The following is a 25,536-nucleotide window of genomic DNA, read 5'->3' as shown; positions in this document are numbered from 1 at the left end:
CGGCAATGATGTCAACCACGCCCGGCGCCGCGCCAGGGCGGGCTCCGGCGCCGTCCGCGCGAGCCGCGACGACCTCGGGTTTCACCCGTGACGAGCCGGAGAGACCGGCGCCCCGGATGAAAGTTGCAGCGCGCGGAGAGCCGAGCGCCCACCGGATTGGGAGACAGCCCGCCCGAGGGGCAGGGGCGGCGCCTACCGCGACGGCCGTTCCACGACCGGGGGTTCGGGCAGCACGAGCGCGGAATGAACCGGATTTCCCTCCGCGGGCGGCATCGCGCTGAGATTGCGCAGCCTTTCGTCGCGCCGCCTCAGGTCCTCGGCGGTGGTCGGCATGAGGGTGACGCGCCCCGCGCCGACCAGGTCCTGGTTGGCGGTGACGAAGCCACGGGTGTCGCGCTCGTAGGCGGCGAAGCCCTCCACGTGGTCTCCATGCGCGAGGGAGGCCGCGAGCATGTAGGCGCCGACGAGGGCAAGGCTGGTGCCCTGCCCGGTGAGGAACGACGGCGCGAACGCGGAGTCGCCGACCAGCGCGACACGGCCACTGGACCAGCGGGGCATGCGGATCTGGGCGACCGCGTCGAAGAACAGGTCGTCCGTGTCCCGCAGCGCGGCCAGCATGTCCGGCACCACCCAGCCGACGCCGGCGAAGACCTCACCGATCAGATCGCGCTGGGTCTGCAGGTCGCCGAAGGCGTGGAACGGCGTTTCGGGCTGGGCGAAGGTCAGGAGGGCGTTCACCTCGTCGCCGGTCGCGTAGAAGGCCGCGGCCCTGCCCGGGTCGTTCCACATCGCGACCTCGTTCTTGAGACCGAGGAGGTTGGGCATGGAGAGTATGCCGAAGGAGTAGCCGAGGTAGCGGTGGAACGGCTCCTCCGGGCCGAACACCAGCTCCCGGGTGTGCGAGTGCATGCCGTCCGCGGCGATCACCAGGTCGAAGGTGCGGCTGCCGCCCCCCTGGAAGGTGACGTCGACCCCGTGGCCGGACTGGTCGAGGCTGACGATGGAGTCGTTGAACCGGAACTCCACGTCGTCACGGACCGACGCGTACAGCGCGTCGGTCAGGTCGCCGCGCCGCACCTCCAGGTCCCGCCCCGCGACACCGCCGGTGACGCTCTGCGGGCGCAGGGTCGCCACCACGTCGCCTTCTCCCTCGTAGAAGGTCATCCGCTCCATCTCGATGTGCGCCTCCCGCAGCCGGGGCATCAGGCCCATCCGCTCGACGACGCCCAAGGCGGTGCCGCGGATGTCGATGGGGTAGCCGCCGCTGCGCGGCGCGGGCGCCCTCTCGACGACGGTGACCTCGTAGCCGTAGCGGTTGAGCCAGTAAGCGAGGGTGGGACCCGCGATGCTGGCTCCGGAGATCAGGACGGTGCGCGCGGGCGTGACGCGGCCGTGGTTCGGCTGGTCGGTGAGGATCATGCCTTGACTCCTTCGTGCATGGTACGGACGACGAGCAGGCACAGCGCCGCGGTTATGCCTGCGGTGAGGAAGCCGGTGACGAAGCCGGACTCGGCCGGTACGCCGGAGCCGGCGACGGTATGGGCGGTGAGGAGCGCGCCGCCGAGCATGGCGCCGACGGCCGAGCCCAGGGCGCGGGTCACCAGGAGCACGCTGGTGGCGATGCCGGTGTCGCCTTCGTCGACAGAGGAGGCGACGCTGGTCATCATGGCCGTGACACACAGGCCAATGGCGAGCGCGATCAGTGCCTTGCCGACCACGATGTGCCAGATCTCGCCGTGCACGGCGCTCAGGCCGAGCAGGGCGAACGCCATCATGACGGTCGAGATGACGGTCATCGTGCGCGGGCCGAGGCGCCGCTCCCCGATCCCGCCGATCGGCCCGGCCAGCGTCGCGGCCAGCGCGCCGGGCAGGAGGACGAGGCCGATGGTGGTGGGAGACGCCCCGAAGCCGTAACCCTCGCCGGACACGTCGAGCAGCTGCGGCACGAGGTAGGCCCCGTTCGCGGTGCCGAGGCAGATCACGAACGTCACCACGCACGACTTCCAGACCACGGGGCGTGCCAGCATCCGCAAGTCGATCATGGGCGCGACGGCCCGGCGTTCCACGGCGATCCACCCGGCCGCGAAGGCGGCCGGCACGACGACGAGCGCGCCGAAGACGACCGGCGCCGAGCCCGCCTCGGGCGCCAGCGCCAGCACGAGCATGAGGGTGGAGAGAGTGCCGCTCAGCAGCAGCAGGCCGGGCCAGTCGATGCCCGAGCCGTCCGAGCCGCTTGACGCGTCGGCGGGCATCAGCTTGCTGACCAGCAGGGTGAATCCGATGATCGCGAAGGTCGGCAACGCGAACATCCAGTGCCGGGAGAGCGACTCCGCCACGGGGCCGGCGGCCAGCAGCCCTACCATCGAGCCGCCCACGAACATCCCGCTGACCAGCCCGATGGCGGCCTTGGCCTCGCCCGTCGGCAGGTGTTTGCGGACCACGATGAACGCCAGGGGCAACGATCCCAGCATCGCCCCCTGCAGGATCTGACCGACCAGCAGCACCGGCAGGCTGGGCGCGAGCGCGGAGGTCAGGCCTCCCACCGAGACCACGGCCATGAGCCGGATCAGCACCCGCTTGCCGCCGTAGCGGTCGCCCAGCGTGCCGGCGATCGGAGTGATGAGCGCGCCCGTGATGAGGAGCATGATGTTGAGCAGCGCCCCTTGGGCCGGGCTCATGCCCAGCTCGCGTTGCAGGAGCGGCAGTGTCGGCGACACGACCGACTCCAGTGAGCCGACGGAGATGGCCAGCAGTCCGAGGGCCACCACGGCGGCCCTGCTCATGCGGACCGGCGAGGCGGAGGGGGGTGTGGTCATGGGCGTCCTTTTTCTTGCTGCCGGGTTTCTTGCTGCCGGGCGAGTTGAATGCCGGTCGTGCGCGGGACGCCGTTGTCTTCGCGCACGACCGGCCGTGTGAGGGCGTCACCGGCCGCCGGGGAGGCGGCCGGTCCGGTCGTGGCCGGCGCCGGGTGGGAATCGGATCGGGTGGTGAGATCGCCGAGGCCGCTCACAGCGAGGACGACGAGCGCCGCCACCGCGACCGCGAGGCCCTCGTTCACCTGGCACAGCGCCGCGCCGGCGGCCGCGCCGAGGATGATCCACATGACGGCGGCGGCCCGCCGCAGTGCACCCTGGGCGCGGGCCGCGCCCAGCCGGGAGTCCGCCGCGAGCCCGGTGAGGGTGGAGGTGACCACCACGGTGGTGACGTCCTTCACCGCCAGATGGCGGGCCGTCGCCGCCTGCATCCCCATGGCCAGGGCGAGCGCCGCCGCCGTCGCCGGGCGCAGGCCGGGCGCGGCATCCGCCCCGACGGCGACCAGGACGAGGGCCGCCGCCACCAGGAGCAGCGCGACGCCGGTCAGCAGCCCCGTACACCGGACGCTCCAGCCCGGGGCGGCGGTGCGCAGCACCCGCCCGGCCAGCGCCGCGCCGGCGAGAAAGCACACGAGGGCCACGGCGGGGCCGAGCACCGGCAGGTCCGTCACGCCCGTGGCGGCCATCCCGAGGATGACCACGTTGCCGGTCATGTTGCCCGCGAACACCTTGTCGAGGCGCAGATATCCGACGGCGTCGACGACGCCCGTCGCGAAGGTGAGCGCGAGCATCAGGCCGGGAAGGGACACCCGCCGCAGCACCGTCCCGGCGCAGGCCGCACGGCCCGTCATCGCCCCACCGCGTATCCCTGGGCGCCGCGCGGGTTCGCCGCCGCCCCCAGGACGCCGCTGTCCGGGTCGCGGGTGACGACCGACAGCCGGCCCTGGCTCCACGGCCCGGAGACGGTCACGTCGTGGCCCCGCCGGCGCAGCTCGTCGATGACCGCCCGGTCCGCTCGTTCCTCGATCACCAGCCCGCCCGGTGTCCAGGTCCGCGGCCAGAACGAGCTCGGCACCGCGGTGGTGTGGAACGCGGGTGCGTCGATCGCCTGCTGCGGGTCGAAGCCCAGAGCGAGGGTGCGCACCAGATACAGCAACTGCCACTGGTCCTGCTGGTCGCCGCCGGGGGTGCCCAGCGCGGCCACGGGAGCGCCGTCGCGCAGCAGCAGGGTGGGCGTCAGCGTCGTCCGCGGGCGCCGGCCCGGTTCCAGGCGGGAGGGCGCGGCCGGGTCGAGCCAGGTCATCTGCAGCCGCGTGCCCAGCGCGAAACCGAGCTCGGGCACGGCCGGGGAGGACTGGAGCCAGCCGCCGGACGGCGTGGCGGAGATGATGTTGCCCCAGCGGTCGACGACGTCGATGTGACAGGTGTCGCCCCGGGTCTGCCCGGTCTGCTGCACGGTGGGTTCGCCCACGCCATCGGCCTGCACGACGTTCCGGCGCGTCTCCAGCGGTGGTGTGTACGGCCTGATGCCGATGTCGCCGGGCCTGAACTCGGTGGAGGCGTCCGGGCCGACCAGTGCGGCGCGCTCCTCGCTGTACTGCGGGGACAGCAGCCGGCGCACCACCTCCTCGGCGTCCGCCGGTTCCAGGTCCCCGTAGTACGCCTCGCGGTCGGCCATGGCCAGCTTCAGGGCTTCGGTGATGGTGTGGACGCCCTCGGCGGTCGACGGATCGATTCGCGTGTCGTCGAAGTGGTCGAGCAGGGTGAGGGCCTGCAGCAGCACGGGGCCCTGGGACCACAGGCCCGCCTTCGCCACCGTGATCCCCCGGAACCGCGCGGTGACGGCGGGTTCGAGACGGGGCTCGAAGCCGGTGAAGTCGGCGGCGGTGATCACTCCGGCGTGGTCGGTGCCCGACGAGTGCCGGTGCGGCACGGCGGCGGCCTCCTCCACGGCGGTGGCCACGAACCCGGTCCGCCAGGCGCGTCGCGCGGCCTCGATCCGCGCCCTCCGCGTCGTGCCGGTGCCCTCGGCGACCAGCCGGCGCAGGGTGCGGGCGTAGACGGGGTTGACGAGGGTGTCGTACGGCCGCGGGACACGGCCCTCGGGCATCCACAGCGCGTACGACGTCGGCCAGTGGGTGCGGAAGAGGTCCTCGACCGTGGCCAGGACGCGGGCCAGCTGGGGCACGACGGGCACGCCGCGCTCGGCGTACTCGATCGCGTAGGCCAGGATGTCGGCGAGCTCCCAGGTGCCGTGCTCGGCGAGCAGCCACAGCCAGGAGTCGACGGCGCCGGGAACGGCGGCGGCCAGGGCGCCCGCGCCCGGGACGTGGTCGAGCCCTTCGGCGCGGAAGTGCTCGATCGTGGCGGCGCGCGGGGCGTGGCCCTGTCCGGCCAGCACGCGCGGGGTGGGGTCCTCCGCAGTGGCCAGCACGGCGACGAGGTCGCCGCCGGGTCCGTTCAGGTGGGGTTCGGCCACGTGGAGCACGAAGGCGCCCGCGGTGGCCGCGTCGAAGGCGTTGCCGCCCCGTTCCAGTACGGACTGGGCCGTCGCAGACGCCAGCCAGTGGGTCGAGGCGGACATGCCGAAGGATCCGCGCAGCGTGGGGCGAGTCTGAAGAGGGGGATCGGTCTGCGCGCCGTGTTGACCGGCCATGGGTCACCTTCCGTTCGGGGCACGTGGTGGATCGGGGACGCGCCGGCCCGGCCCCGTGGCGTGTACGTGCGGGGGCTCGGGTCATGGGGTGGCGTGGGGTGGTCACGTGAGGGCCGGGGGCCCATGTGCCGGTCGTGGCGCCGCGGCTCCGCAGCTCGGGACGCCGCGGGATCAGGACGCGTGGTGGGCGGCGTGGTGGGCGGCGTGGTGGGCGGCCAGGACGTCGCCCCCGAAGTCGGTCTCCGGATCCCGCCACACGGCGTGGGCGTGGTTGGCGCCGCGGTGGACCTTGGTCCACTCGACGAGCAGCCGCGGGCCGTGCAGGCGGTAGTAGTGCGGCTCGCCCGGCTCCGTCGAGCCGGCCCAGGCGAAGTGCACGGCGTCCAGCTGCGCCGGGTCGTCGTAGCGCGACAGCGGGGAGATCCCTTCAGGCACCCGGGCGAGGTAGGTGCCGAGCAGGGCACGGAGCACCTCCCGTTGGCCGGCGTCGAGCTCGGCGGCGGGTACGCCCTTGAGCGGCGGAGTGAGGGACACCGCTCGCCGCTCCGCGTCGTCCAGGAGGGTGTGCGGCTGGTCGGGACGGTCCGGCACGTTCTGGTCGGGCTGCCACAGCTCACGGCGCCTGATCACCCGGTCGTCGACCCGGGGGCTGTTGCCCGCCACGACGTCGTAAGGCGGCCGCGGCAGCAGGATGGCGCGCTCGGCCGCCTCGGGCCGCAGAGAGCGGACCAGTTCGCGGGCCAGGTCCTCGGGCGCGCCCAGCGGGCGCAGGGCCGCGCCGCCGAGCAGGGGTGACGCGGCCGGGTCCGCGCCCATGAACAGGGGCGTGGTGGCGGCGACCCGCCCGTCGGCCACGAGGAAGTTGAGCGAGACGTGGTGGCCGCCGAACCGCCAGCCCCACGGCTCCGTCCCGCCGGGCTCCCCGAAGACCCGCAGGTAGTACATGTTCGGGTCGCGGGACCGCTCCCTGCCCCAGTACACCGAGAAGTCCTCGACGCGGTCGAGCACGTTCTCCAGGCCGATGACGGTGGCGACCGTGTTGTACCCGGCTTCGGACAGTCCGCTCGCGACCAGCCGCATCACCATCCGGTGCTGGGCGGGACGCTGCCGGGAGAACGTCAGGCCGCCGTGGTCGGTGGGCGTGTAGTACCAGCTGGTGCGTTCGGCCTCGGCCGCCTCCCCCGCGCCCGGTGCCGGTCCGACCGCCGGCCGGCGCTGCTCCGCGTCCAGGGAGTCGAGCCACTCCCGGGCCGCCTTGGCCATCAGGTCCGCGACCTCGCGCGCTGCGTCTGTCATGCCTGAATCCCCTCCTGCTTCCGAACGTGCGGGGGTGCGCCGGCGGTGCTCATCTCGCCTCCACCCCCAGGAACTCGCGCACCCACAGCGCGACCGTGTCGGCGAACTCCTGCGCGATCGCGTGACGTCCACCCTCGATGGCCTTCAATTCGGCGTTCGGAATCTGCTGCTCCATGAGGACCGCACCGGCGTACGGCGCCAGCCGGTCCTCCGTGCCGTGCACGATGAGGGTGGGCACCGAGATCTCCGCCAGCCGGTCCCGGACCTCGTGCTGCCGGATGACGTGCTCACGGCGGGCGTTCTTGTCGGGGCTGCGCTTGGTGAGCACACCGACCCGGCCACCCTGCGCGGCCCGGCCCTCCGGCGTGAAGAAGAAGTCGACCGCCGAGCGCTGCCGCTCCTCGTGGGTCATGGACAGCAACTCGTCGATCGCCGCGCCTTCGAAGAAGTAGCTCGGTGAGGTGGCGACCAGGATGAGGGAGGCGACCCGTCCGGGATGCCGCAGCGCGACGTGCTGGGCCACGGCGCCGCCGAAGGACGTGCCCAGCAGGTGCGCGGAGGGCAGGTCGAGCGCGTCCAGCAGGTGGACGAGGTCGTCGGCGAGGTCGGACATCGTGTAGAGAACCGGCGGGTTGACGGTGACGCCCGAGTCACGCTGGTCGTACGAGATGACCCGGATCCCCGGGCCGAGATGGGCACGCAGTGCCGTGAACTGGGTGCGGTCGCTCTCTCCACCGTGCACGAGCACGAGCGGCACGCCGGACCCGCTGTCGATGATCCCGACCTCGAGGTCACCCGCCCGTACGATCGATGTGGCCGGGCCGGCGGGTGCGGTCGTGTCATCGGGCATCGTCACTGCGGACCTCCTGATGGGTGGCGTCGGTGGCGCACGTCGGAACATAGGTCCGATTTGCGACAGATGTCTGGCGTCGAGCCATGGGAGAACCCGTTCACCCGGGGGTGGGTTCAACGGGTTGAGAAAGAGTGTGGGCCGACGGCCACATGTCCGGCGTCACACCTGAGAGCCAAGCCGAAGGTGATACCGCGGTAGGGGGTGTATCGGGTGTGACTACTCGCCGGGAGCCACCAGTCCCGACTCGTAGGCGAAGACCACCGCCTGGGCGCGGTCGCGCAGGTCGAGCTTGGTCAGCACGCGGCTCACGTGCGTCTTGACCGTCTGCTCGGCCAGCACCAGAGCCTGGGCGATCTCCTGGTTCGAATAGCCGCGAGCCACCAAGGTCAGCACCTCGGTCTCGCGTTCGGTCAGCTCCTTCAGCCGCTGCGCGGGCTTGCCCCGGCCCACGGGGCGCTGCTTGACGAAGTCCGCGATGAGACGGCGCGTCACGGACGGCGCGAGCAGCGCGTCGCCTCTGGCGACGACGCGGACCGCCGCGACGAGGTCGCCCGGCGGCGCGTCCTTCAGCAGGAAGCCGCTCGCGCCTGCCCGCAGCGCCTCGTACACGTAGTCGTCGACGTCGAACGTGGTCAGCATCAGCACACGCGGCCGGTGAGTCACCCCCGGCGGGGGCGAGAGGAGCCGGCGGGTGGCCTCCAGGCCGTCCATGACGGGCATCCGTACGTCCATCAGCACGACGTCCGGACGGGTGTGCCGGCTCACTTCGACGCCCTGTGCGCCGTCGGACGCGTCGCCCACCACGTCGATGTCGCTCTGGGCGGCCAGCAGGGCCGCGAAGCCGGCTCGCACCATGGCCTGGTCGTCGACGACGACGACTCGTATCGTCACGTGAAGTCCTCTTCGTTCAAGGGGAGCCGGGCGGCCACTCGGAAGCCGCCGTCCGGCAGCGGTCCGGCCTCGAGGGTGCCGCCGACGAGCCGCACCCGCTCGCGCATGCCGACGAGTCCCTGTCCGGTGCCGCTCGACTCCAGCGGCACGGCCCGCGGCTCAGGCGACGGTCCGTTGACGATCAGGACGGTCAGCCGCCCGCCGCCCGCACCGCCCTCGCCTTCGGACGGCTCCGACACCGACAGGCACACCTGCGTGCGGGCTCCGGGTGCGTGCCGCACGACGTTCGCGAGGGCTTCCTGGACGATCCGGTACGCGGACAGGCCCACCGACTCGGGGACCTTCACGTCGCAGGGGGTGAACTCCACCGGCACGTGCGCCCGCGACGTCGCGTCCACCAGCTGGTCGATCTGCGCCAGGCCCGGCTGGGGCGCGAGTTCGTCGTGCGTCTCCTCGTTGCGCAGGACGCCGAGGAGGCGCCGCATCTCGCCGAGCGAGTTGCGCGCGGTCGAGGCGATGTTCGCGAACTCCTCCCGCACCTCCGGCGGCAGCCGGTCGAGGCGGTATTCCGCGCTGTCCGCCTGCACCGTGATGACGGACATGTGGTGCGCCACCACGTCGTGCAGTTCGCGGGCGATCCGGGCCCGCTCCTCCAGCAGCGTCCGCCGGGCGCGCTCGGCCTCGCTGATCGTCTCCTGCTCGACCAGCCTGCGCTGCACCTCGGCCCGTTCCCGCAGCGCGACGGCGACCAGCAGGGCGAGGCCGCCGAGGGCGGTGAACGACAGGTCCCCGGCATCGGCGCCGTGCGGCGCGAAGACCATCAGCGTCACGTTCGCGGCCGCCGTGGCCAGCCACACCAGCAGCAGCGTCCGGCGCCGCTCGCTCAGGCCCAGGGCGAGACAGAGTCCGACGTACCCGACGATCACCACGGACGGGAACGGCCACAGCAGCCGTTCCGGGAAGTCGACGGTGAGCAGGGCGAGCGCCCCGGCCACGTCGGCCGGGAAAATCACATACCAGGCCTGCAGGGGTCGTACGACGGCCAGCAGCAGCGGTGCGACCTGTGCGATGGCCAGCCCGGTCCCGGCGACGGCGATCAGGCCGTAGTACTTGGTGAGGAGGATGCTTGTCGCCGGAAGCAGGCAGACGCACAACACGATCGCCACAACCCCAGGCAGCAGCCGCACCCACCGGCGGGACGATCCCGCGAACAGCTCGTGCGGGCCTCCCTCCTTCACTGAGGTCATGGAGACAGCCTAGGGGTTTAACGAGGTCAGGACACATGTGAAAGCGGGACGGACCCGGCGTCGCCCCCGGCCGGCGGGCGTGGCGGCGGCGCGCGGGGGTTCGCCGGCGGCACCGGACAGCACCTGGTGCGGCGCGGTGATGACGAACACCTGCGCGCGAGGGATCGCCGTCATACCGTGTGGACGGCCACCGGCAGATACACCTTGATCCGCGCCACGGAAAGTCGGGACAATTTCCCCGATATTCGCATCAAATTGCATTCATCCCTTTCACCGCCGCCCGTACGGCGACGCATGGCATGCCGCCGTTCCATATCACCGCGACCCACGAGTGAGCGGAGGACGGCGGCGACCGCAGGGTCGGCCAACCCGACGACCCGCACGACAGAAAGGATCGTGATGAGTCACTCAGCACAACGCCTGGGCGTGGTCGCCGAATCGGCGCCGGGCGAGACCCGGGTGGCGGCCACCCCGGCCACCGTCCCCCATCTGGTCTCGCTCGGCTACGAGGTGATCGTCGAATCGGGCGCCGGCAGACGGTCGGGCTTCACCGACGACGCGTACGCCGGGGCCGGGGCGCGGATCGCCGGCCGCGAGGAGACGTGGGACGCCGACATCGTGCTCAAGGTGAACGCGCCGTCGGCGGACGAGATCACGGCCCTGCACGACGGAACCACGCTCGTCTCCCTGATCGGCCCGGCCGCCGACCCCGGCCTGGTGGACGCGCTCGCGCGACGGCCGATCACCGTGCTCGCGATGGACGCCGTGCCGCGTGTCTCCCGCGCGCAGTCACTCGACGTGCTGAGCTCGATGGCGAACATCGCCGGTTATCGCGCCGTCATCGAGGCGGCGCACGCGTTCGGGCGCCTCTTCACCGGCCAGGTGACCGCGGCGGGGAAGGTCCCCCCGGCCAAGGTCCTGGTGGCGGGCGCGGGCGTGGCGGGCCTGGCGGCCATCGCCACGGCGACCAGCCTGGGCGCGGTCGTGCGGGCGACCGACCCCCGTCCCGAGGTGGCCGAGCAGGTGCGGTCGCTGGGCGCGGAGTTCCTCGACGTCGGGGTCGCGCAGGCGGCGAGCACGGACGGGTACGCCCGGGAGACCTCGCGCGACTACGACCGCCGCGCCGCCGAGATGTACGCCGAGCAGGCCGCCGACGTGGACATCGTCGTCACCACCGCCCTGATCCCCGGACGTCCCGCCCCCCGGCTGCTCACGGCCGAGCACGTGGCGCGCATGCGCCCGGGCAGCGTCGTCGTCGACATGGCCGCCGCGCAGGGCGGGAACGTCGAGGGCACCCGGCCCGGGGAGGCGGTCGTCACCGGCAACGGCGTGACCATCATCGGCTACACCGACCTCGCGGGGCGGCTGCCGGCGCAGGCCTCGCAGCTCTACGGCACCAACCTCGTCAACCTGATGAAGCTGCTCACCCCCGGCGCGGACGGCCGGCTCGTGCTGGACTTCGACGACGTCGTGCAGCGCGCGATGACCGTCGTCCGCGACGGCGAGAAGACCTGGCCGCCGCCGCCCGTGCCGGTGAGCGCCGCACCCACAACCCCTGCAACCGCCCCCTCGTCCGCCGCCTCCGCTCCGGTGCGGGAAACGGCCGCGGCCCCCGCCGGGCGACCGCCGTCACCGCCCGGACGGCGACGCCATCTGGTCACCGCCGCCGTCGCCGTCGTGCTGTTCCTGCTGACCGCCTTCTCGCCGAACGCGCTGATCGAGCACCTCACCGTCTTCGTGCTGTCGATCGTGATCGGCTACTACGTGATCGGCAACGTCCACCACGCGCTGCACACACCGCTGATGTCGATCACCAACGCCATCTCCGGGATCATCGTGGTGGGCGCGCTGCTCCAGATCGGCCAGGGCGACGGGGTCGTCGCCGTCCTGTCGTTCGTCGCCATCCTGCTGGCGAGCATCAACATCGTCGGCGGCTTCGCCGTGACCCGGCGCATGCTCGGCATGTTCACGAGGAGCTGACCGTGACCCTCTCCACGGCCGCGCAGGCCGCCTACATCGTCGCCGCCCTGCTGTTCATCCTCAGCCTCGCCGGGCTGTCCAAGCACGAGACCGCGCGCTCCGGCGTCGTGCTGGGCATCTCCGGCATGGTCATCGCGCTCGCCGCGACGGTCGTCCTCGCCGCGGACGGCGCCGCGACCCTCACGGTGGTCCTGCTGCTGGTCGCGATGGCGATCGGTGCCGCCGTCGGGCTCTGGCGGGCCCGGATCGTCGAGATGACCGCGATGCCGGAACTGATCGCCATCCTGCACAGCTTCGTCGGTCTCGCCGCCGTGCTCGTCGGGTGGAACGGCTTCCTTGAGGTGGAAAACGGGGGCGGGGCGCTGGCCGAGCTGCCCGGCTCGCTGCTGGGCGTCCATCACGCCGAGGTGTCCATCGGCGTGTTCATCGGAGCGCTCACCTTCACCGGGTCGATCGTCGCGTTCCTCAAGCTGTCGGCCCGGATCGACTCCCGCCCGATGATGCTGCCGGGCAAGAACTCCCTGAACCTGGGCGCGCTCGCGGCGTTCGCGGTGCTGACCGTGCTCTTCGTGGCCTCCCCGAACCTCGGGCTGCTCGTCGCGCTGACCGTCGTGGCGCTGCTGCTCGGCTGGCACCTGGTCGCCTCCATCGGCGGCGGGGACATGCCCGTCGTCGTCTCGATGCTCAACAGCTACTCGGGGTGGGCGGCCGCGGCGTCCGGGTTCCTGCTCGACAACAACCTGCTGATCGTCACCGGCGCCCTCGTCGGCTCGTCCGGTGCCTACCTGTCGTACGTGATGTGCCAGGCGATGAACCGGTCGTTCATCTCCGTGATCGCCGGGGGCTTCGGCATCGAGGCGGGCCCCTCCGGCGACCGCGACTACGGCGAGCACCGGGAGATCACCGCCGTCGAGACCGCCGACCTGCTCAAGGAGGCCAAGTCGGTCGTCATCACCCCCGGGTATGGCATGGCGGTCGCGCAGGCGCAGTATCCGGTCGCCGAGCTCACCCGCAGGCTGCGGGAGCGCGGCGTCGAGGTGCGCTTCGGCATCCACCCGGTCGCCGGCCGCCTGCCCGGTCACATGAACGTCCTGCTCGCCGAGGCCAAGGTGCCGTACGACATCGTTCTCGAAATGGACGAGATCAACGACGATTTCGCCACCACGACGGTCGTCCTCGTCATCGGCGCCAACGACACGGTCAATCCCGGGGCCGTCGAGGACCCGGACAGCCCCATCGCCGGGATGCCCGTCCTGCGCGTGTGGGAGGCGGAGAACGTGATCGTCTTCAAACGGTCGATGGCCACGGGGTATGCCGGTGTGCAGAACCCTCTGTTCTTTCGCGACAACAGCAGGATGCTCTTCGGCGACGCCCGGCAGCGGGTCGAGGAGATCGTCTCCGCGCTCTGACGCGCGACCGTCGGACCTGCGACCGTCTGACTGCGGACCGTCTGACTGCGGACCGCCTGACTGCGACCGTCTGACTGCGACCGTCTGACCGTGGACGACGATCCGGGCCGGGGGCGCGACGCCTCCCGGCCCCGGTCACCCGTGCTCGATCTTCGTCAGCCCGAAGCCGAGCTGGCTGTAGAGCTCCAGCTGGTCGAAGTATTCCCGGTGCGTGACGATCTTGTCGTCGTGGACGAAGGTCGAACAGGTGGCGCGGATGGTGATGTGACGGCCCGTTCCCCTTATCTCGCGCCCGTCCGGCAACAGGAAAGCACCCTCATGGGTGCCGGTATAGGTCCATTCCGTGACGGCGGGGTTCTCACAGTCGCCGAGCTCGAACCAGGCCGTCGCGCGGAAGTCCGGAAAGGCCCTGAAGAACTGCTCGTACATCCAGGCGATCTGGTCGTGGCCCTCCGCCACGCCTGACGGGGTGACATACACCGCGCTGGGGCTGTAGCAGGCGAGTATTCCCCGGATGTCGTGCATGTTGATCGCGTCGGTCAACCAGTGCTTGAGGTCCCAGAAAGTAGCCATAAGGCACCCTCGATGCGTCGAAATCTCGGCTACTTAACTTACGCAAAGAGTGGTTTTCTCATGGTTCCCGTAGTGCCTTGCCTTGGCAAAAGACGACACGTCTGCAGATACACAAGAGCTGTTGCACAATGCCACTTGTACGCCTAGGGTGAGCGGGTGAGTGATCGCCCCACGCGTGAAGTACGCGACTCGAAGGTGCTGGCCGCGATGTCCCACCCGCTGCGCCGGCGGCTGCTCGACATCCTGCGGGTGGACGGGCCCTCGACGGCGTCGGTGCTGGCCGACAGGACCGGGCAGGCCGTCGGCAACATCAGCCACCACCTGAAGGTTCTCGCCGCGAGCGAACTCGTCGAGGAGGTGCCCGAGCTCGCGCGTGACCGGCGGGAACGCTGGTGGCGCAGGTCGCCGGACGTCCTCAGCTGGTCGGCGTCGGACTTCCCCGACGATCCGGTGGCGGCGGCGGCCGAATCGCTCGTCCTCGAGCGGCAGACCGCGCTCGCCCGGCAGTGGTTCGCCGAGCGCGACGGCTACCCGGAGGCGTGGCGGCGAGCGGCGTTCACCACCGACCACTGGGCGAGGCTGTCGGTGGCCGAGCTCGCCGAACTGGAGGAGAAGATCCTCGCCCTGTTCGCCTCGCTGGCCGACCGGGAGGTCCCCGACGACGGGGAGGAACGCGAGCTGGTCTTCCTCACCGCCCGCGCCGTACCGGGCCGGCCGTGACCACGACGCCGCCCGTGACCGCGACACCGCCCGTGGCCGCGACGCCGGCCGTGACCACGCCGGCCGCACGCGGCGGCCTGCTGGGCACGCGCGACTTCCGGCTGCTCTGGATCGGCGAGACGACGAGCACGCTCGGCGGTTCCGTCGGCGGCGTGGCGCTCCCGCTGGTCGCCGTGGTGACCCTGCACGCGAGCCCCCTGGCGGTCGGACTGCTGACCGCGGCCGCCTGGCTGCCGTGGCTGCTGGTCGGGCTGCCCGCGGGCGCGTGGGTCGACCGGATGCCGAAACGGCCGGTGATGCTGGTGTGCAACACCGTCTCCATGGTGGTGTTCGCGAGCGTGCCGATCGTGGCCTGGCTCGGCGCGCTGACGACGACGCACCTGCTCGTGGCGGCGACGACGGCCGGCGCGGCGAGGGTGTTCTTCACTCTCGCCTACCGGGCCTACCTGCCCGTCCTGGTCGAGCGTGAGCGGCTGCTGGAGGCCAACGCCAAACTCCAGGGCAGCGAGTCGGCCGCGCAGATCGCCGGTCCCGGGCTGGCGGGGCTGCTCGCGCAGTGGTTCGGCGCCGTCAGCGGCGTGCTGGCCGACGCGGTCAGCTTCGCGATCGCCGTGCTGTGCCTGCGTTCGGTGCGCACGCGCGAGGCCCGCCGGGAGACCGGCGCGCAACGGCGGCTGCGCACGGAGATCGGCGACGGGCTGCGGTTCGTCGTGCGCGACCCCTACCTGCGTACGCTCACCGCCTTCAGCGCGATGTCCAACATCGCCCTGATGGGCTACGCGTCGATCCAGGTCGTGTTTCTCACCCGGGATCTCGGGGCGGGGGCGGGACAGGTGGGCGTCGTGCTGGCGGTGGCGAGCTCGGGCGGCCTGTTCGGCGCCGCGCTGTCCGGCCGGGTGGCCACGCGGTTCGGACCCGCACGGGGGTTCCTGCTGTGCGAGGCGCTCGCCGCACCGATGGCTCTGCTCGGGCCGGTCGGCACCGGCGGCGCGGGACTGGCGCTCTTCGCCGCCGCGGGCTTCGGCACCGGCCTGGGCGTGGTGGCCTCGAACATCCTGGTGGGCACCTTCCGCCAGCACTACTGCCCGGCAGACATGTTCGGGCGGATCACCGCGAGCACCTCGGCCCTGAACTACGGCGCGATCCCTCTCGGCGGGCTGCTCGGCGGCCTGCTCGGCGAGGCGATCGGCGTACGCGAGACCATGATCGTGATGGCCGTCGTCCAGCTCCTGTCGGTCGCGATCCTGCTGCTCAGCCCGTTCCGTCCGCTGCGCGACTTCCCCGCCCCGCGCCGTCGTGCGGAACCGGTCCTGCCCCCGGTCCTGCACACGGTCCTGCACACAGAGCGGGCCGATCGTGATATCCCGTGCGAATGATCAGAAGAGGGACAGCGCTGCCCGCCCTGGGCTCGTTGCTGGACAGGTCACTCGTACAGATCGCGGAGGCGTCAGACGCACGGACGTACGACCGGCGAACCATCAACGAGGTCGCGGACGTCTGGGACAACAACACCTTCCCTCTGTTCCACGCCGCGACCGCCCGCACGTCCATCGGGCGGGAACGGCGTGCCCGCGCGGCCCTCATATGGATGGCCGATTTCGGACCGGAGCGGCGGAGCCGGATGGTCGAACAGGCCGCGGCGGCGGGGCACCGACCAGCGGACCCCGCCTCGTAGGCAACGAACCCGCCGTGCGCGTGAGCGACACCGGCCACAGCCAGAGGGCGCGGTGCTGGTCGCCGCCAGGCTCGTGCACATGGCCATGCTGCAGATCCGCACGACCCACTACCCCCGCAACGCCGGTCGGATCCCCGTCCGGCTGCTCGCCCGCGCGCTCACCGGCGCCGGCACGGACATCCTGGCCGCGGGCGCCCTTCGAGGCAGCCGCCGCGAAAGCGCCTTCCGCAACCTGGTCGAGACGTGGATCACGAACGGCGGGCCCGCTCTGGCCCCCTGGTTCATCGACGAACTCCGTGGGATCGCCGGCTCGGAACCACTCCCGGACATCACCAGAGGATGGATCGAAGGAATCACCGCACAAGGGGCGGCGCTCCCGGACCCCGGGACACAGGATCTCGGCCTACCGCCGGAGGCCGAGCTCCGGCTCGCCGAGTACACAGCCGCGCACGCCCGTTACAAGACGCCGTGGGACTCCTCCGCCGTCGTGCTGCTCGCCCACCCACCGGCCGGAGACTCCCCGAGCCGGCGGTGGCGGCTGCACGTTTTCGACGTGGGCGACGTGAGCCGGTTCCGGCTCCGATCCGATGCCTTCGATGGCCCACACCGACTGTGGACAGACGGGGAGGCGGTCAGCCGGAAGTCCCTGATCCTCGGCCAGGGCTCCCTCGATGTTCGCGGGCGCGAACCCCGGCGGTGATGCCGGGCCGGCTTCAGACGAGATCCGTCATTGCGCGCCGCGCAGCGTGAGCAGGTAGGTCGCGGTGAGCGCGACGGCCCGGTCGTCGTCGTTCGACAGATCGGCCAGGGCGCGTGAGGTGATGTCCCCCGGGATGTCGGCGAGCGCCTGCGTCAGCCGCCGGCGTCCGGACGACTCGATGCCGCCCTGGGCGAGGCGGCCGACGAGCCCGGTGGCGATCCGATCCGCCAGCACGGGATCGGCCGCCAGCGCGCTCAGCGCATCGGCCGCGTCCACGTCGTTCACCCCCTCGACGATCATGTCGATGAGCGTCGGGACCGCGCCGGCCACCCCACGTGCCCCGAGCGCCAGAGCCGCACGCCTGCGGACGTCGGCGTCGGGGTTCGTGAGCGCGTCCTGCAGCAGCGCGGTCGCCGCATCGCCCGTGATCTCGGCGATGGACTGGACGGCACGCTTCCGCACTTCGGCCACCGGTGAGCCGAGGCCCTCCGCGAGCGGCGCCACCGCGTCGTCGCCCGATCGCGCCAGAGCCCAGCGAAGGGCTCCGGCGACGTTCGGGTCCGTCTCGCTCAACGCCGCCTCGGCCAGCGCCTCCACGGGCGCCGCGACCTCTTCGGCCGTGGCCAGGGCCGCCTGCTGGCGCTTGCCTGCGCTCTCCGACCCCAGGGCCTGGAGGAGTGCCACGATCCGGAGAACGTCCTCCCAACCGGCGGGCTCGGCGGCGCCGATCCGGCGCAGCCGCGTGAGCAGCTCCGTCTCGGCCGCGATGCGTTCGCGCGTACGGCGGATGAGGTCCTCGACGAGTTCCGAGGGCGTGAAACGGGCATCGTCCAGCGCGCGCCCGACCTCACGCAGCGACAGCCCCAACGACCGCAGGCTCTCGATGTGGAAGATCCGCGCGATGTCCTCGCTGGAATACTCCCGATAGCCGGCCTCGTTGCGACCGGTCGGCCGCACCAGGCCGAGCGACTCGTAATGCCGGAGCATTCGGGCGCTGACCCCCGACCGTCGTGCCACCTCGCCGATCAACACCCCATGTCACCCCTCCTGGCCGGCCGTGCCGAGGACCGCGACGCGCTTCGCCTCCTCCATCGCGAACTCGAATCCCGCATCCGGATCGCGCAGCAGCCGTTCCGTGGCCAACGCGTGCCGGCGTACGCGCTCGTCGCGGCTCGTCATCGCCTCGCGCAGGATCGGCTTGATCACCTCACCGAGCCCGGCCATGGCCCGGCTCAGGCTCAGCTGCGTCTCCCGCTCGCCGCGTCCGAGCTGTGTCGCCAGCACTCCGGCCAGTTCGGATTCTTCATCATCGGGCACGAGCACGACCGCCGCCCGCCAGGCGCTCCGCGCCACCTCGTCGTCGGCGTCGGTCAGCAGCGCCCGCGTGATCGCCGGCCATGCCCGCCGGTCCCCGATCTTCGACAGCGTGTGCAACGCCTGGCTGCGCGCCTGCGCACGCTCCGAGCGGAGTTCCTCCACGAGCCTGGGAACCGTCACCGATGACGGATGGCGGGTGAGCGCCCATGTGAGCATGTCGCGCACGTAGAAATCGGGCTCGATCGCGCAGCGTTCGACGAGCTTGCCGACGAACCGCGGGTCCGGGGCCGTGCCGACCGCCAGCACCGCCTTCAGCCGCACCGACGAGTCGCCGTCCTCCAGCGCGTGCAGAACGCGCAATGTGGTCGTGTCGCCTTCCTGCGTGGTCATCGCAACCACCTCCTCGGCCACAGTGAAGAGCTTGTCACTGTGTCAAGGTCAAGCGAAGTCAAGGCCGAGCGAAGTCAAGGTCAAGCGGAGCCCGCCGGCAGCCGTACGGTCAACCGGCGCAGTGGTTGTCGGCGAGGGACGTGGTCGCGTCGGGGTTGCCGAGGGAGGACGCCGTGTTCCAGTCGGCGCAGGCCGCGCCGCTGTCGCCGAGCCGCGACTCAGCCACTCCGCGCTGATAATAGGCGTCGGCATATTCGGGCATGAGTCCGATCGCCGCGTTCAGATCGGATATCGCATCGCGCGGGTTGTCCAGCCCGATCCCGGCCACTCCCCGGGAGTAGAAGGCCTCCGCCTGCTGCGGGTCATAGGCGATGGCCGTGGAAAGGTCGGCGTACGCGCCCGAGTAGTCCCGCAGCGCGATTTTGGTCTTACCGCGCTCGCTGTACGCGACCGCGAAGGTCGGAAGCCGCGACACCTCATAGTCGAGCTCCCTGAGCGCCCCGGTGTAGTCGCCGTCGTAATACTTGATCAGGCCGAGATAGTGGTGCGCCAGGACGAAGTCCGGGTCGAGTTTCACCGTGCGTTCCAGATCCGATGTGGCGCCCGTGTAGTCTCCGCCGCGAAATCTGGCGATGCCCCGGCTGCTGTACGCCAACGCGATGCCCGGCTCCTTGGCGATGGCGTCGCTCATGATGGTTTCCGTGTTCTCCCAGGCCGTGTTCCGGATGACGGTCAGCGTGGCGAAGAGGATCGCGAACACCGCCGTCACCCCGATCGCACCGGCCCGCAGCCCGCGATGGCGGCCCCGGAGCGCCGCGTCCGCGAGATATCCGAAGACGAGGAAGAGGCCGAGATAGGGCAGATACACGTATCGGTTCGCGTGGTAGCCGTCGATGAGAAGCACGGCCTGGGTCGGCGCGATGGTGACCACGAAGAATCCGAGTCCGAAGACGAAGATTCTGCGCGCCGGCCTCACCAGCCACGCGGCGGCGATCCCGGCCGCGAGCACGAGCGGGAAAACGTAGAAATACCAGGGGAAGGGCGTGCGGGGGTATTCGTAGGCGAACGACAGATGGAACGGATAGACCGCCTGCACCAGGTGGTCGACCACCGCCGAGCAGGTCAGGAGGATCCGGTCGGCCACGGTGTATCCGCCCTGGGGGACCACGTCCTGCCGCACGTTCAGCCCGGCGAGAACCGTGATCGCGGCGATGGCGAAGAACGGGATCTTCTCCAGGAACAGGCGCCGGCTCGGCCTGCGGCCCTGCCAGAAATCCACGAGGAACAACACCACGGGAAGCGCGGCGGCGGTCGACTTGGAAAGCGCGGCCAGCCCGAACAGGACCACCGACCAGGCCAGCGGCCGCCATCGCCATGACTCGAGATAACGCAGGTAGAGCGAAATCGCGGCCAGCGAGAAGAGCGTCGCCAGCAGGTTGCTGCGGGCGGAGATCCAGGCGACCGTGTCGACGTTCACGGGATGGATCGCGAACGCCACCGCGACGAAACAGGCCGGGAAAGCGCGCTCGGTGAGCCGCCGGAACAGCAGGAACACCAGCACCACGTTGGCCAGGTGCACTATCAGGTTCGTGAAGTGGTACATGCCGATGGCGCCCTGGCCGAACATGTAGTCGATCGCGTACGACACGTACACCAGCGGCGTGTACATGAACTGCAGCGGCGTGGTGAACCAATAGCCGATGTTGGCCGCACTGAACTCCCGGATGGAGACGTTGTCCACCACGCCCTCGGGATCGTCGAAATAGACGAACCCGTTGCCGAGGCCGTTGGCGTGCACGGCGAACGTTCCCGCCACGATCAGGAACAGAATCTGCCACGGCAGAGAAGAATTCCGCGCTCCGATCGCGCTCGCGGGTGCGGCCGCATAACGAGGACCACGGCGAACGGCCGGGCGAACGGGCGTCATCACACGCCTCCAGTGAGCGTCGTCGCTGACGGGCGTCCCGGTCCCGCCGACGCTCCTACGCCGGCTTTCCGGGTGTCCGCGAAGAGGCAGAAGGCGGGCGTTCCCGGAAATCGTGGACCGCCTCGGACTGTACGCAACACTGATCGAACCCGATACCGACGGCGGCTCGCGCCGTGCGGCAGAAAGGGCCTGACCAGGGAAGATTACCCAGGGCGGCGAGGCCGTCCTCTGAAACGATCAGAGCGGCCCTCCGTGCCCGGCTCCGGGAAAGCAGGCTGAAGCATCAGGGCCCCTGCCCGGGCCGCTCTCACGCGCCGGTGTATACAAGGCGAACATGACAGCGGATACCTTTACGGATTCGACCGCATTCCTCGCCTCCAGGGGCGCCGCCGGGCTCCCCCACCCCGGGGGCACGCTCCTGGAACACCTGCGGCGCGTCGCCGCCCGGCTCAAGGACTGGGGCGCGCCGGAAGAGGTGCAGCTCGCCGGCCTGTGTCACGCCGCCTACGGCACGGACGGCTTCGACCACCCGCTCCTCGACCTCGCCGATCGCGCCGCGCTGGCCGAGGTGATCGGGGCCCCGGCCGAGGCGCTCGTGTATCTCTACGCCTCCTGCGACCGCGCGGCCACCTATCCCGCCCTGCGCTTCGCCGACCGCTTCACGGGCCGTACGGTGGACCCCTCCGACGCCGAACTCCGGGCGTTCATCCTGATCACGGCCGCGAACGAGATCGACGTCGCCCGGCACAACGCGGACATCCGCACCGAGCACGGAGCCGCGCTGCACGCGTTCTTCGCCCGCAACCGGGACCTGCTGCCACCGGTCGCCTGGGAGGCCGTCAAGGAGACCTTCGCCGTCCGCATCGCGAGCCTCGATCACCTGGTCCTGACCGTGGCCGACATCCCCCGCACCATCGCCTTCTATCGCGACGCCCTCGGCATGGAGCCGGTGACCTTCGGCGACGGCCGCCACGCGCTCGTCTTCGGCTCCAGCAAGATCAACCTGCACCAGGCCGGGCGCGAGATCCGGCCGCACGCCCTCCACCCCGTGCCGGGCAGCGCCGACCTGTGCCTGATCACCCACTCACCCCTGGACCAGGTGGCCGCCCATCTGACCGCTTCGGGCGTACCCATCGAAGAGGGTCCGGTGCCCAGGACCGGCGCGCTCGGCCCGATCACCAGCCTGTACGTCCGCGACCCGGACCACAACCTCATCGAGATCTCCACCTACGGCTGAGGAAGTGCCCCTGACGTCGGCTCCGGCACCCGGCCCACGAGACAGTGCAGGTCCTTATCCAGGAGACCGTACGGCAGGCCGTCGGCGCATTCGAGCGCATGCTCGGCCTGCCGTACGGGAAACGGCGTCATGCGCCGGCCGCTCACGGCTTCAGCGTGAGCCTCTTCCTCGACGTGCCCGGGAAGGCGACGACCAGGTGCTCTTCCTCGCCTGAATCGTGGACCCGCACGTAGACACGGAGCCGGTAGCGCCCCTTCCCCGCGATCGCCAGGTTCGGCATCGGGGCACCCGCGCCCACCTCTCCGCCCTCGCTTATGTCCGGCACGGTGAGCCTGCCGCTGCGGCTGACGATCGGCACCTCGTTGACCTGATCCCATCCGGCCGTCCGCCGCGGCGGCGGAGTGCGGAAGGCCTTCACCGTAAGGCAGACATCGGCCACATCCGCGACATGGCCGATGAGCACCGCGCTGCCGGCCACCCCGATGAGGGCGTCGTCGTCGAAGACCCTGTCCATCGCCTGCTCCGCCGTCTCCTCGGTTGCTTCGTCCTCAGGGTCGTAGACCAGATAGCCGGGATCGCCGTCGACGAACAAGAAGTAGTTGGCCGTGGCCTGGACGACACCCTTCGTCCGGGGCCACGGGTCGCGGCACCTCGCGTTCTGCTCGGCGATGTAGGCGGCGTCCGCCTCCTGCATCTCCGTGGTCGACCGCAACAGCTCCGGGTGGGTCGCGCCGACGATCTCGGGGCAGACGTAGACGAGGTCCCACGGGTCCGCGCCCCAGGCGGGCCGCGCGCTCCCGGCCCGGGTGAGAATCGCGTGCTCCTCGTCGCGGTCCTTCGCCTGGCACAGCATCCGCCCGTACGCGAGGATCTCCTGGTCCGACAGGCTGTCCGGGAACACGGGCGGCACTCCGCCCTCCCTGCTCCGCGCCCGGCACAGGAACGCGGCGTCGCGTTCCGCGGGTTTCAGGTCACCGAATGCGGGCCGGTCATAACAGTCCATCGACCAGCCGGTGTAGGTGAGGTGCGGGGTGACCTCCGGGTGGATCGCTGCGATGACCGGTAGTACGGTCACGGCCGTCACCGCGACACGGATCACGCGCCGCCGCGCGGGCGGAAGGTCCGCCTGGGGGCCCGCGGTGGGAAGTTCACGGGCGGTCGCCGCGATCCACACGCTGCTGATCAGCGCCGCCGCGTCCATGACGACCACCGCCACCAGGCCACCGTCGGAGATCCTCCCCAGGAGAACGTTGAGCGGAATCGCCAGCGCGTAGACACCCACCGACAGCCACCCGGCGGCCTGCGTGCCACGGCTCCACCGGCCGTCGCGCCACTGCCCGACGACCGTGATGGCGATCGCGGCCGCTGCGCCCACTATCAAGCTCAGTTCGACGATGGTGCTCGATCCGAGCTGTGGGAGGTCGAGTTCGTCGAGCAGTTCGTCGGCCATCCCGGCCAGCTCGACCGCGAACAACACTCCGGCCACCGCGCGTAGCACGCGGGACCGCCAGCGGATGACGAGCAGGTAGAGGACATCGATCGCGGTCCACAACGCGAGCTGGAACGCCGCGTCGACCGCGCCGGGAAGCAGCGCGATCGGATACCACAGCACGAGGGTGTACGCCACCGCCAGATACAGCAGCCGGCGCAGTGCCTTCGCGTGGCGGTCCAGCGGTCCCGGCGCGGGGGCACGCAGGATCAGCCACAGCAGCGCGGCCTTCACCAGGGCGGCCACGAGCAACGCCACAACCATCGGGGTGTCGAACCCGCCGCGTATGAAGAACTCCGCATAGGCCGGCGGCGTCCATTCGACGGCAGCCCAGAGCCAGGCGTCGCCCAGCACCAACCCCGTGACCGCCGCCGCAAGAACCAGGCCGACTACGCCAATCCTGATAATTCGCCAAAAGCCATTCGAAGGCACGGGATGCGATCTTAGTATGGCACTGCCGTACAGCCGGACACAGCGGAACGACGAGCGGCCCCGTCACGACTCCATGACTTCGATTCCGGTTCTCCGGAAACCCGGGCGCGGCACAATCGCACGGACGTACGGGCCGCCTCGAAGTAGCCGAATCCGACAACGAGTTTCCGTATTCGAGCAGTTTCTATGTCAAGCCAAGCGCGAATCCCTTTGCCGGCTCGGGCTTTTCGTCACGACCGGATGAGGGTCCGGGTCTCCGCCGCACCGGTGACCGCGAGGCGGCGGCGGCGGCTCGGCCGCATCATGGTCGGGTGGGAGATGCCCCAGGCCGCGCTCGCGCAGATCATCTCCTTGATGCGGGCGGCGGTCCGGCCCGTGAACGCGGTGGGCATGACCTGGTCGTCGGGGGTCACACGCTGGACGATGCCGTCGCAGCGTCCGATGCTGATGCACTGCAAGACGTAGCCGATCGTGGTCTCGGGAACCTTGCGACCGGTCAAACGCGCGGCGATGACGGCGGCGGCCAGCCACGCCATCGGGTTCGCCGAAGCGCAGGACATCCGCAGCGGCTTGCCACCCGCTCCTTCGGCGAACGCGGCGTCGCCGACGGCGTACACATCGGGGTGCGAGACCGATCGCATGCCGGCGTCGACGACGATCCGGCCCGTGTCGGACACCTCGAGGGTGGTGGCGGCCGCGATCGGATGCACGGTGAAGCCCCCGGTCCACACGGTCACCTGGGCCTCGATCCTGCCTGCACCGGTGACCACGCCGTCCGCCTCCACGCGCGTGATATCGACATCGTCGTGGACCGTGATGCCGAGCTGGTCGAAGGCGCCGCGCAAATGACGCTGGGCCTTGTCACTGAGCCAGCCGCCGACGCGACCGCGGGCGGCGATCGCGACCTCAAGGTCCGGGCGGGCTTCGGCGATCTCGGTGGCCGTCTCGATGCCGGTCAGGCCACCGCCCACGATCAGCACGGCCCCACCGGGCTTCACCTCGCTCAGGCGCGCCCGCAGCCGGAGAGCGGCCTGCTTGCCGGCCGCGTTGTAGGCGTGCTCCTCGGCACCGGGGACGCCCTGATCGGCGATGACGCTGCCCAGGGCGTACACGAGGGTGTCGTAGGAGAGGGTCTCACCGCCGAGATCGACGGTCTTGCGCTCCACATCGACGGCGGTGACCTGCGCGATCCGGACCTGTACGCCGGTGCCCGCGAAGAGGTCGCGCAGTGGGCGAGGCCGCAGCTCCTGTCCGCTCGCGAGCTGGTGCATCCGGATCCGCTCGACGAACTCCGGGTCGCCGTTGACGAGGGTGATCTCGACGTCGTCGCGGTGCAGCCGCTTGGCGAGGCGACCGGCGGTGTGGCTCCGGCGTACCCGGCTCCCAGGACGACGATGCGGTGCTTCATGATGCGCTCCTGTCTGGTGGTTGCCACCCCCTGAACCGGACAGGCGCGCGATCACTGACAGGGACTGCGTGTGATGTGGGTCACGACTCGTCGGGCACGGGCGCAGGCACGCGATGCACTGAAGTCAGTGGGGGGATCTGGACGCGGATCGAGGCGCCGACATTCACCTTGTCCACTTGATCATCCCGGCTGTTGCCTGCTCGCTCGTCATGTAGGTCAGGAAAAGTGGACGTCAGGAGCAGGCCAGGCACCATCTTCGGTGAACTGCGATCCCCAATAGAACGGGTTCACCTCACGAAGAGTGCGAACACCCCATCCCTTCACGCTGGAGTCGTCGGGCACACCGACTTGCACGTCGGGCCCCCACAAGGCCAAGCGCTCCTGGCAGATGCCGCACGGGGGAAGGACGAGGACGCGGTCACGGCCGGAATCCCGATAAACGCACACCGAGGCAGTGACCTTCTTGTCGAGCGTGTAAGCCTGGCAGATGGCACCGGTCTCATGACACAGGGACACTCCGCCG

23 protein-coding genes are annotated in these 25,536 nt (G+C 70.8%); 7 read left to right on the top strand and 16 right to left on the bottom strand.

Going from position 1 to position 25,536, the window contains the following annotated elements; all coding sequences use genetic code 11:
* Positions 1-192 precede the first annotated feature (192 nt).
* The 8 genes from FLX08_RS15900 to FLX08_RS15865 form a co-directional block, all read right to left on the bottom strand.
* Positions 193-1,419 (bottom strand): FAD-dependent monooxygenase, encoded by a 1,227-nt coding sequence (locus tag FLX08_RS15900; protein ID WP_142619712.1) that lies wholly within the window; start codon positions 1,417-1,419, stop codon positions 193-195.
* The gene (locus FLX08_RS15895) at positions 1,416-2,816 is read right to left on the bottom strand and encodes an MFS transporter (protein ID WP_142619627.1); all 1,401 of its coding nucleotides are present in this window, start codon (positions 2,814-2,816) and stop codon (positions 1,416-1,418) included. The genes FLX08_RS15900 and FLX08_RS15895 overlap by 4 nt, the downstream gene beginning before the upstream one ends.
* Entirely contained in the window at positions 2,813-3,664 is an 852-nt protein-coding gene (locus FLX08_RS15890) for a YoaK family protein (protein ID WP_167530438.1), read from the bottom strand. The genes FLX08_RS15895 and FLX08_RS15890 overlap by 4 nt, the downstream gene beginning before the upstream one ends.
* On the bottom strand, positions 3,661-5,469 hold the full coding sequence (locus FLX08_RS15885) for a gamma-glutamyltransferase family protein (RefSeq protein ID WP_142619626.1): 1,809 nt from the start codon (positions 5,467-5,469) through the stop codon (positions 3,661-3,663). The genes FLX08_RS15890 and FLX08_RS15885 overlap by 4 nt, the downstream gene beginning before the upstream one ends.
* A 171-nt stretch (positions 5,470-5,640) precedes the next feature.
* On the bottom strand, positions 5,641-6,765 hold the full coding sequence (locus FLX08_RS15880) for a DUF3500 domain-containing protein (protein ID WP_142619625.1): 1,125 nt from the start codon (positions 6,763-6,765) through the stop codon (positions 5,641-5,643).
* 49 nt (positions 6,766-6,814) lie between these two features.
* Positions 6,815-7,615, bottom strand: a complete 801-nt coding sequence (locus tag FLX08_RS15875) for an alpha/beta fold hydrolase (protein ID WP_142619711.1) — start codon at positions 7,613-7,615, stop codon at positions 6,815-6,817.
* 219 nt (positions 7,616-7,834) lie between these two features.
* Positions 7,835-8,509, bottom strand: a complete 675-nt coding sequence (locus FLX08_RS15870) for a response regulator (RefSeq protein ID WP_142619624.1) — start codon at positions 8,507-8,509, stop codon at positions 7,835-7,837.
* On the bottom strand, positions 8,506-9,756 hold the full coding sequence (locus tag FLX08_RS15865; RefSeq protein WP_142619623.1) for a sensor histidine kinase: 1,251 nt from the start codon (positions 9,754-9,756) through the stop codon (positions 8,506-8,508). The genes FLX08_RS15870 and FLX08_RS15865 overlap by 4 nt, the downstream gene beginning before the upstream one ends.
* Before the next feature lie 399 nt (positions 9,757-10,155).
* On the opposite strand from FLX08_RS15865, the gene FLX08_RS15860 reads away from it, so the two are divergent.
* Both FLX08_RS15860 and pntB read left to right on the top strand, forming a co-directional pair.
* Positions 10,156-11,736 carry a Re/Si-specific NAD(P)(+) transhydrogenase subunit alpha gene (locus FLX08_RS15860; protein WP_142619622.1) on the top strand — a complete coding sequence of 527 codons (1,581 nt, stop codon included), beginning with the start codon at positions 10,156-10,158 and terminating at the stop codon, positions 11,734-11,736.
* 2 nt (positions 11,737-11,738) lie between these two features.
* Entirely contained in the window at positions 11,739-13,145 is a 1,407-nt protein-coding gene (pntB, locus tag FLX08_RS15855; protein WP_142619621.1) for a Re/Si-specific NAD(P)(+) transhydrogenase subunit beta, read from the top strand.
* Positions 13,146-13,280: 135 nt separating this feature from the next.
* On the opposite strand, the gene FLX08_RS15850 is transcribed toward pntB, so the two are convergent.
* Entirely contained in the window at positions 13,281-13,718 is a 438-nt protein-coding gene (locus FLX08_RS15850; protein ID WP_142619620.1) for an ester cyclase, read from the bottom strand.
* Positions 13,719-13,874: 156 nt separating this feature from the next.
* Between FLX08_RS15850 and FLX08_RS15845 the strand changes: the two genes are divergently transcribed.
* The 4 genes from FLX08_RS15845 (at position 13,875) to FLX08_RS15830 (ending at position 16,813) form a co-directional block, all read left to right on the top strand.
* Complete coding sequence (locus FLX08_RS15845) at positions 13,875-14,438, top strand: winged helix-turn-helix domain-containing protein (RefSeq protein WP_142619619.1); 564 nt, start codon at positions 13,875-13,877, stop codon at positions 14,436-14,438.
* Positions 14,435-15,814 (top strand): MFS transporter, encoded by a 1,380-nt coding sequence (locus FLX08_RS15840; protein WP_208761488.1) that lies wholly within the window; start codon positions 14,435-14,437, stop codon positions 15,812-15,814. Before FLX08_RS15845 ends, FLX08_RS15840 begins: the two co-directional genes overlap by 4 nt.
* The gene (locus tag FLX08_RS15835) at positions 15,811-16,113 is read left to right on the top strand and encodes a hypothetical protein (protein WP_142619618.1); all 303 of its coding nucleotides are present in this window, start codon (positions 15,811-15,813) and stop codon (positions 16,111-16,113) included. Before FLX08_RS15840 ends, FLX08_RS15835 begins: the two co-directional genes overlap by 4 nt.
* Positions 16,114-16,192: 79 nt before the next feature.
* Positions 16,193-16,813, top strand: a complete 621-nt coding sequence (locus FLX08_RS15830) for a hypothetical protein (RefSeq protein WP_142619617.1) — start codon at positions 16,193-16,195, stop codon at positions 16,811-16,813.
* 27 nt (positions 16,814-16,840) lie between these two features.
* Here the strand turns inward: FLX08_RS15830 and FLX08_RS15825 are convergent, their stop codons facing one another.
* The 3 genes from FLX08_RS15825 to FLX08_RS15815 all read right to left on the bottom strand — a co-directional run bounded on the left by FLX08_RS15825 (position 16,841) and on the right by FLX08_RS15815 (position 20,336).
* The gene (locus FLX08_RS15825) at positions 16,841-17,830 is read right to left on the bottom strand and encodes a HEAT repeat domain-containing protein (RefSeq protein WP_425280626.1); all 990 of its coding nucleotides are present in this window, start codon (positions 17,828-17,830) and stop codon (positions 16,841-16,843) included.
* A gap of 21 nt (positions 17,831-17,851) precedes the next feature.
* On the bottom strand, positions 17,852-18,520 hold the full coding sequence (locus FLX08_RS15820; RefSeq protein ID WP_142619615.1) for a HEAT repeat domain-containing protein: 669 nt from the start codon (positions 18,518-18,520) through the stop codon (positions 17,852-17,854).
* A gap of 109 nt (positions 18,521-18,629) precedes the next feature.
* Complete coding sequence (locus FLX08_RS15815; protein WP_167530437.1) at positions 18,630-20,336, bottom strand: tetratricopeptide repeat protein; 1,707 nt, start codon at positions 20,334-20,336, stop codon at positions 18,630-18,632.
* 445 nt (positions 20,337-20,781) lie between these two features.
* Here FLX08_RS15815 and FLX08_RS15810 point away from each other — a divergent pair, with 445 nt between their 5' ends.
* Complete coding sequence (locus tag FLX08_RS15810) at positions 20,782-21,684, top strand: VOC family protein (RefSeq protein ID WP_142619613.1); 903 nt, start codon at positions 20,782-20,784, stop codon at positions 21,682-21,684.
* Here FLX08_RS15810 and FLX08_RS41395 read toward each other — a convergent pair.
* The 4 genes from FLX08_RS41395 to FLX08_RS41390 form a co-directional block, all read right to left on the bottom strand.
* Positions 21,675-21,830 carry a hypothetical protein gene (locus FLX08_RS41395; RefSeq protein ID WP_208761487.1) on the bottom strand — a complete coding sequence of 52 codons (156 nt, stop codon included), beginning with the start codon at positions 21,828-21,830 and terminating at the stop codon, positions 21,675-21,677. The two genes, FLX08_RS15810 and FLX08_RS41395, sit on opposite strands and share 10 nt — an antisense overlap.
* Positions 21,827-23,530 carry a hypothetical protein gene (locus FLX08_RS15805; RefSeq protein ID WP_167530436.1) on the bottom strand — a complete coding sequence of 568 codons (1,704 nt, stop codon included), beginning with the start codon at positions 23,528-23,530 and terminating at the stop codon, positions 21,827-21,829. The genes FLX08_RS41395 and FLX08_RS15805 overlap by 4 nt, the downstream gene beginning before the upstream one ends.
* A gap of 305 nt (positions 23,531-23,835) precedes the next feature.
* Positions 23,836-25,068: an NAD(P)/FAD-dependent oxidoreductase gene (locus FLX08_RS15800; RefSeq protein WP_244312676.1), complete on the bottom strand. Its 1,233-nt coding sequence runs from the start codon at positions 25,066-25,068 to the stop codon at positions 23,836-23,838.
* A 161-nt stretch (positions 25,069-25,229) separates the two neighbouring features.
* A partial coding sequence (locus FLX08_RS41390) for a cytidine/deoxycytidylate deaminase family protein (protein ID WP_142619611.1) occupies positions 25,230-25,536 on the bottom strand: 307 nt, incomplete at its 5' end.

Origin of the sequence: Microbispora hainanensis, assembly GCF_006874475.1 — a bacterium.
GTDB lineage: Bacteria > Actinomycetota > Actinomycetes > Streptosporangiales > Streptosporangiaceae > Microbispora > Microbispora hainanensis.
The sequence above is the reverse complement of the archived record's forward strand: the minus strand, read 5'-3'. Positions and strand labels throughout refer to the sequence as shown.

Bases quoted from the DNA above. Each gene is read 5' to 3' on its own strand.
- FLX08_RS15900 (WP_142619712.1), bottom strand. From the start codon at position 1,419: ATGATCCTCACCGACCAGCCGAACCACGGCCGCGTCACGCCCGCGCGC.
- FLX08_RS15895 (WP_142619627.1), bottom strand. From the start codon at position 2,816: ATGACCACACCCCCCTCCGCCTCGCCGGTCCGCATGAGCAGGGCCGCC.
- FLX08_RS15890 (WP_167530438.1), bottom strand. From the start codon at position 3,664: ATGACGGGCCGTGCGGCCTGCGCCGGGACGGTGCTGCGGCGGGTGTCC.
- FLX08_RS15885 (WP_142619626.1), bottom strand. From the start codon at position 5,469: ATGGCCGGTCAACACGGCGCGCAGACCGATCCCCCTCTTCAGACTCGC.
- FLX08_RS15880 (WP_142619625.1), bottom strand. From the start codon at position 6,765: ATGACAGACGCAGCGCGCGAGGTCGCGGACCTGATGGCCAAGGCGGCC.
- FLX08_RS15875 (WP_142619711.1), bottom strand. From the start codon at position 7,615: ATGCCCGATGACACGACCGCACCCGCCGGCCCGGCCACATCGATCGTA.
- FLX08_RS15865 (WP_142619623.1), bottom strand. From the start codon at position 9,756: ATGACCTCAGTGAAGGAGGGAGGCCCGCACGAGCTGTTCGCGGGATCG.
- FLX08_RS15860 (WP_142619622.1), top strand. From the start codon at position 10,156: ATGAGTCACTCAGCACAACGCCTGGGCGTGGTCGCCGAATCGGCGCCG.
- FLX08_RS15850 (WP_142619620.1), bottom strand. From the start codon at position 13,718: ATGGCTACTTTCTGGGACCTCAAGCACTGGTTGACCGACGCGATCAAC.
- FLX08_RS15835 (WP_142619618.1), top strand. From the start codon at position 15,811: ATGATCAGAAGAGGGACAGCGCTGCCCGCCCTGGGCTCGTTGCTGGAC.
- FLX08_RS15830 (WP_142619617.1), top strand. From the start codon at position 16,193: ATGGCCATGCTGCAGATCCGCACGACCCACTACCCCCGCAACGCCGGT.
- FLX08_RS15820 (WP_142619615.1), bottom strand. From the start codon at position 18,520: ATGACCACGCAGGAAGGCGACACGACCACATTGCGCGTTCTGCACGCG.
- FLX08_RS15810 (WP_142619613.1), top strand. From the start codon at position 20,782: ATGACAGCGGATACCTTTACGGATTCGACCGCATTCCTCGCCTCCAGG.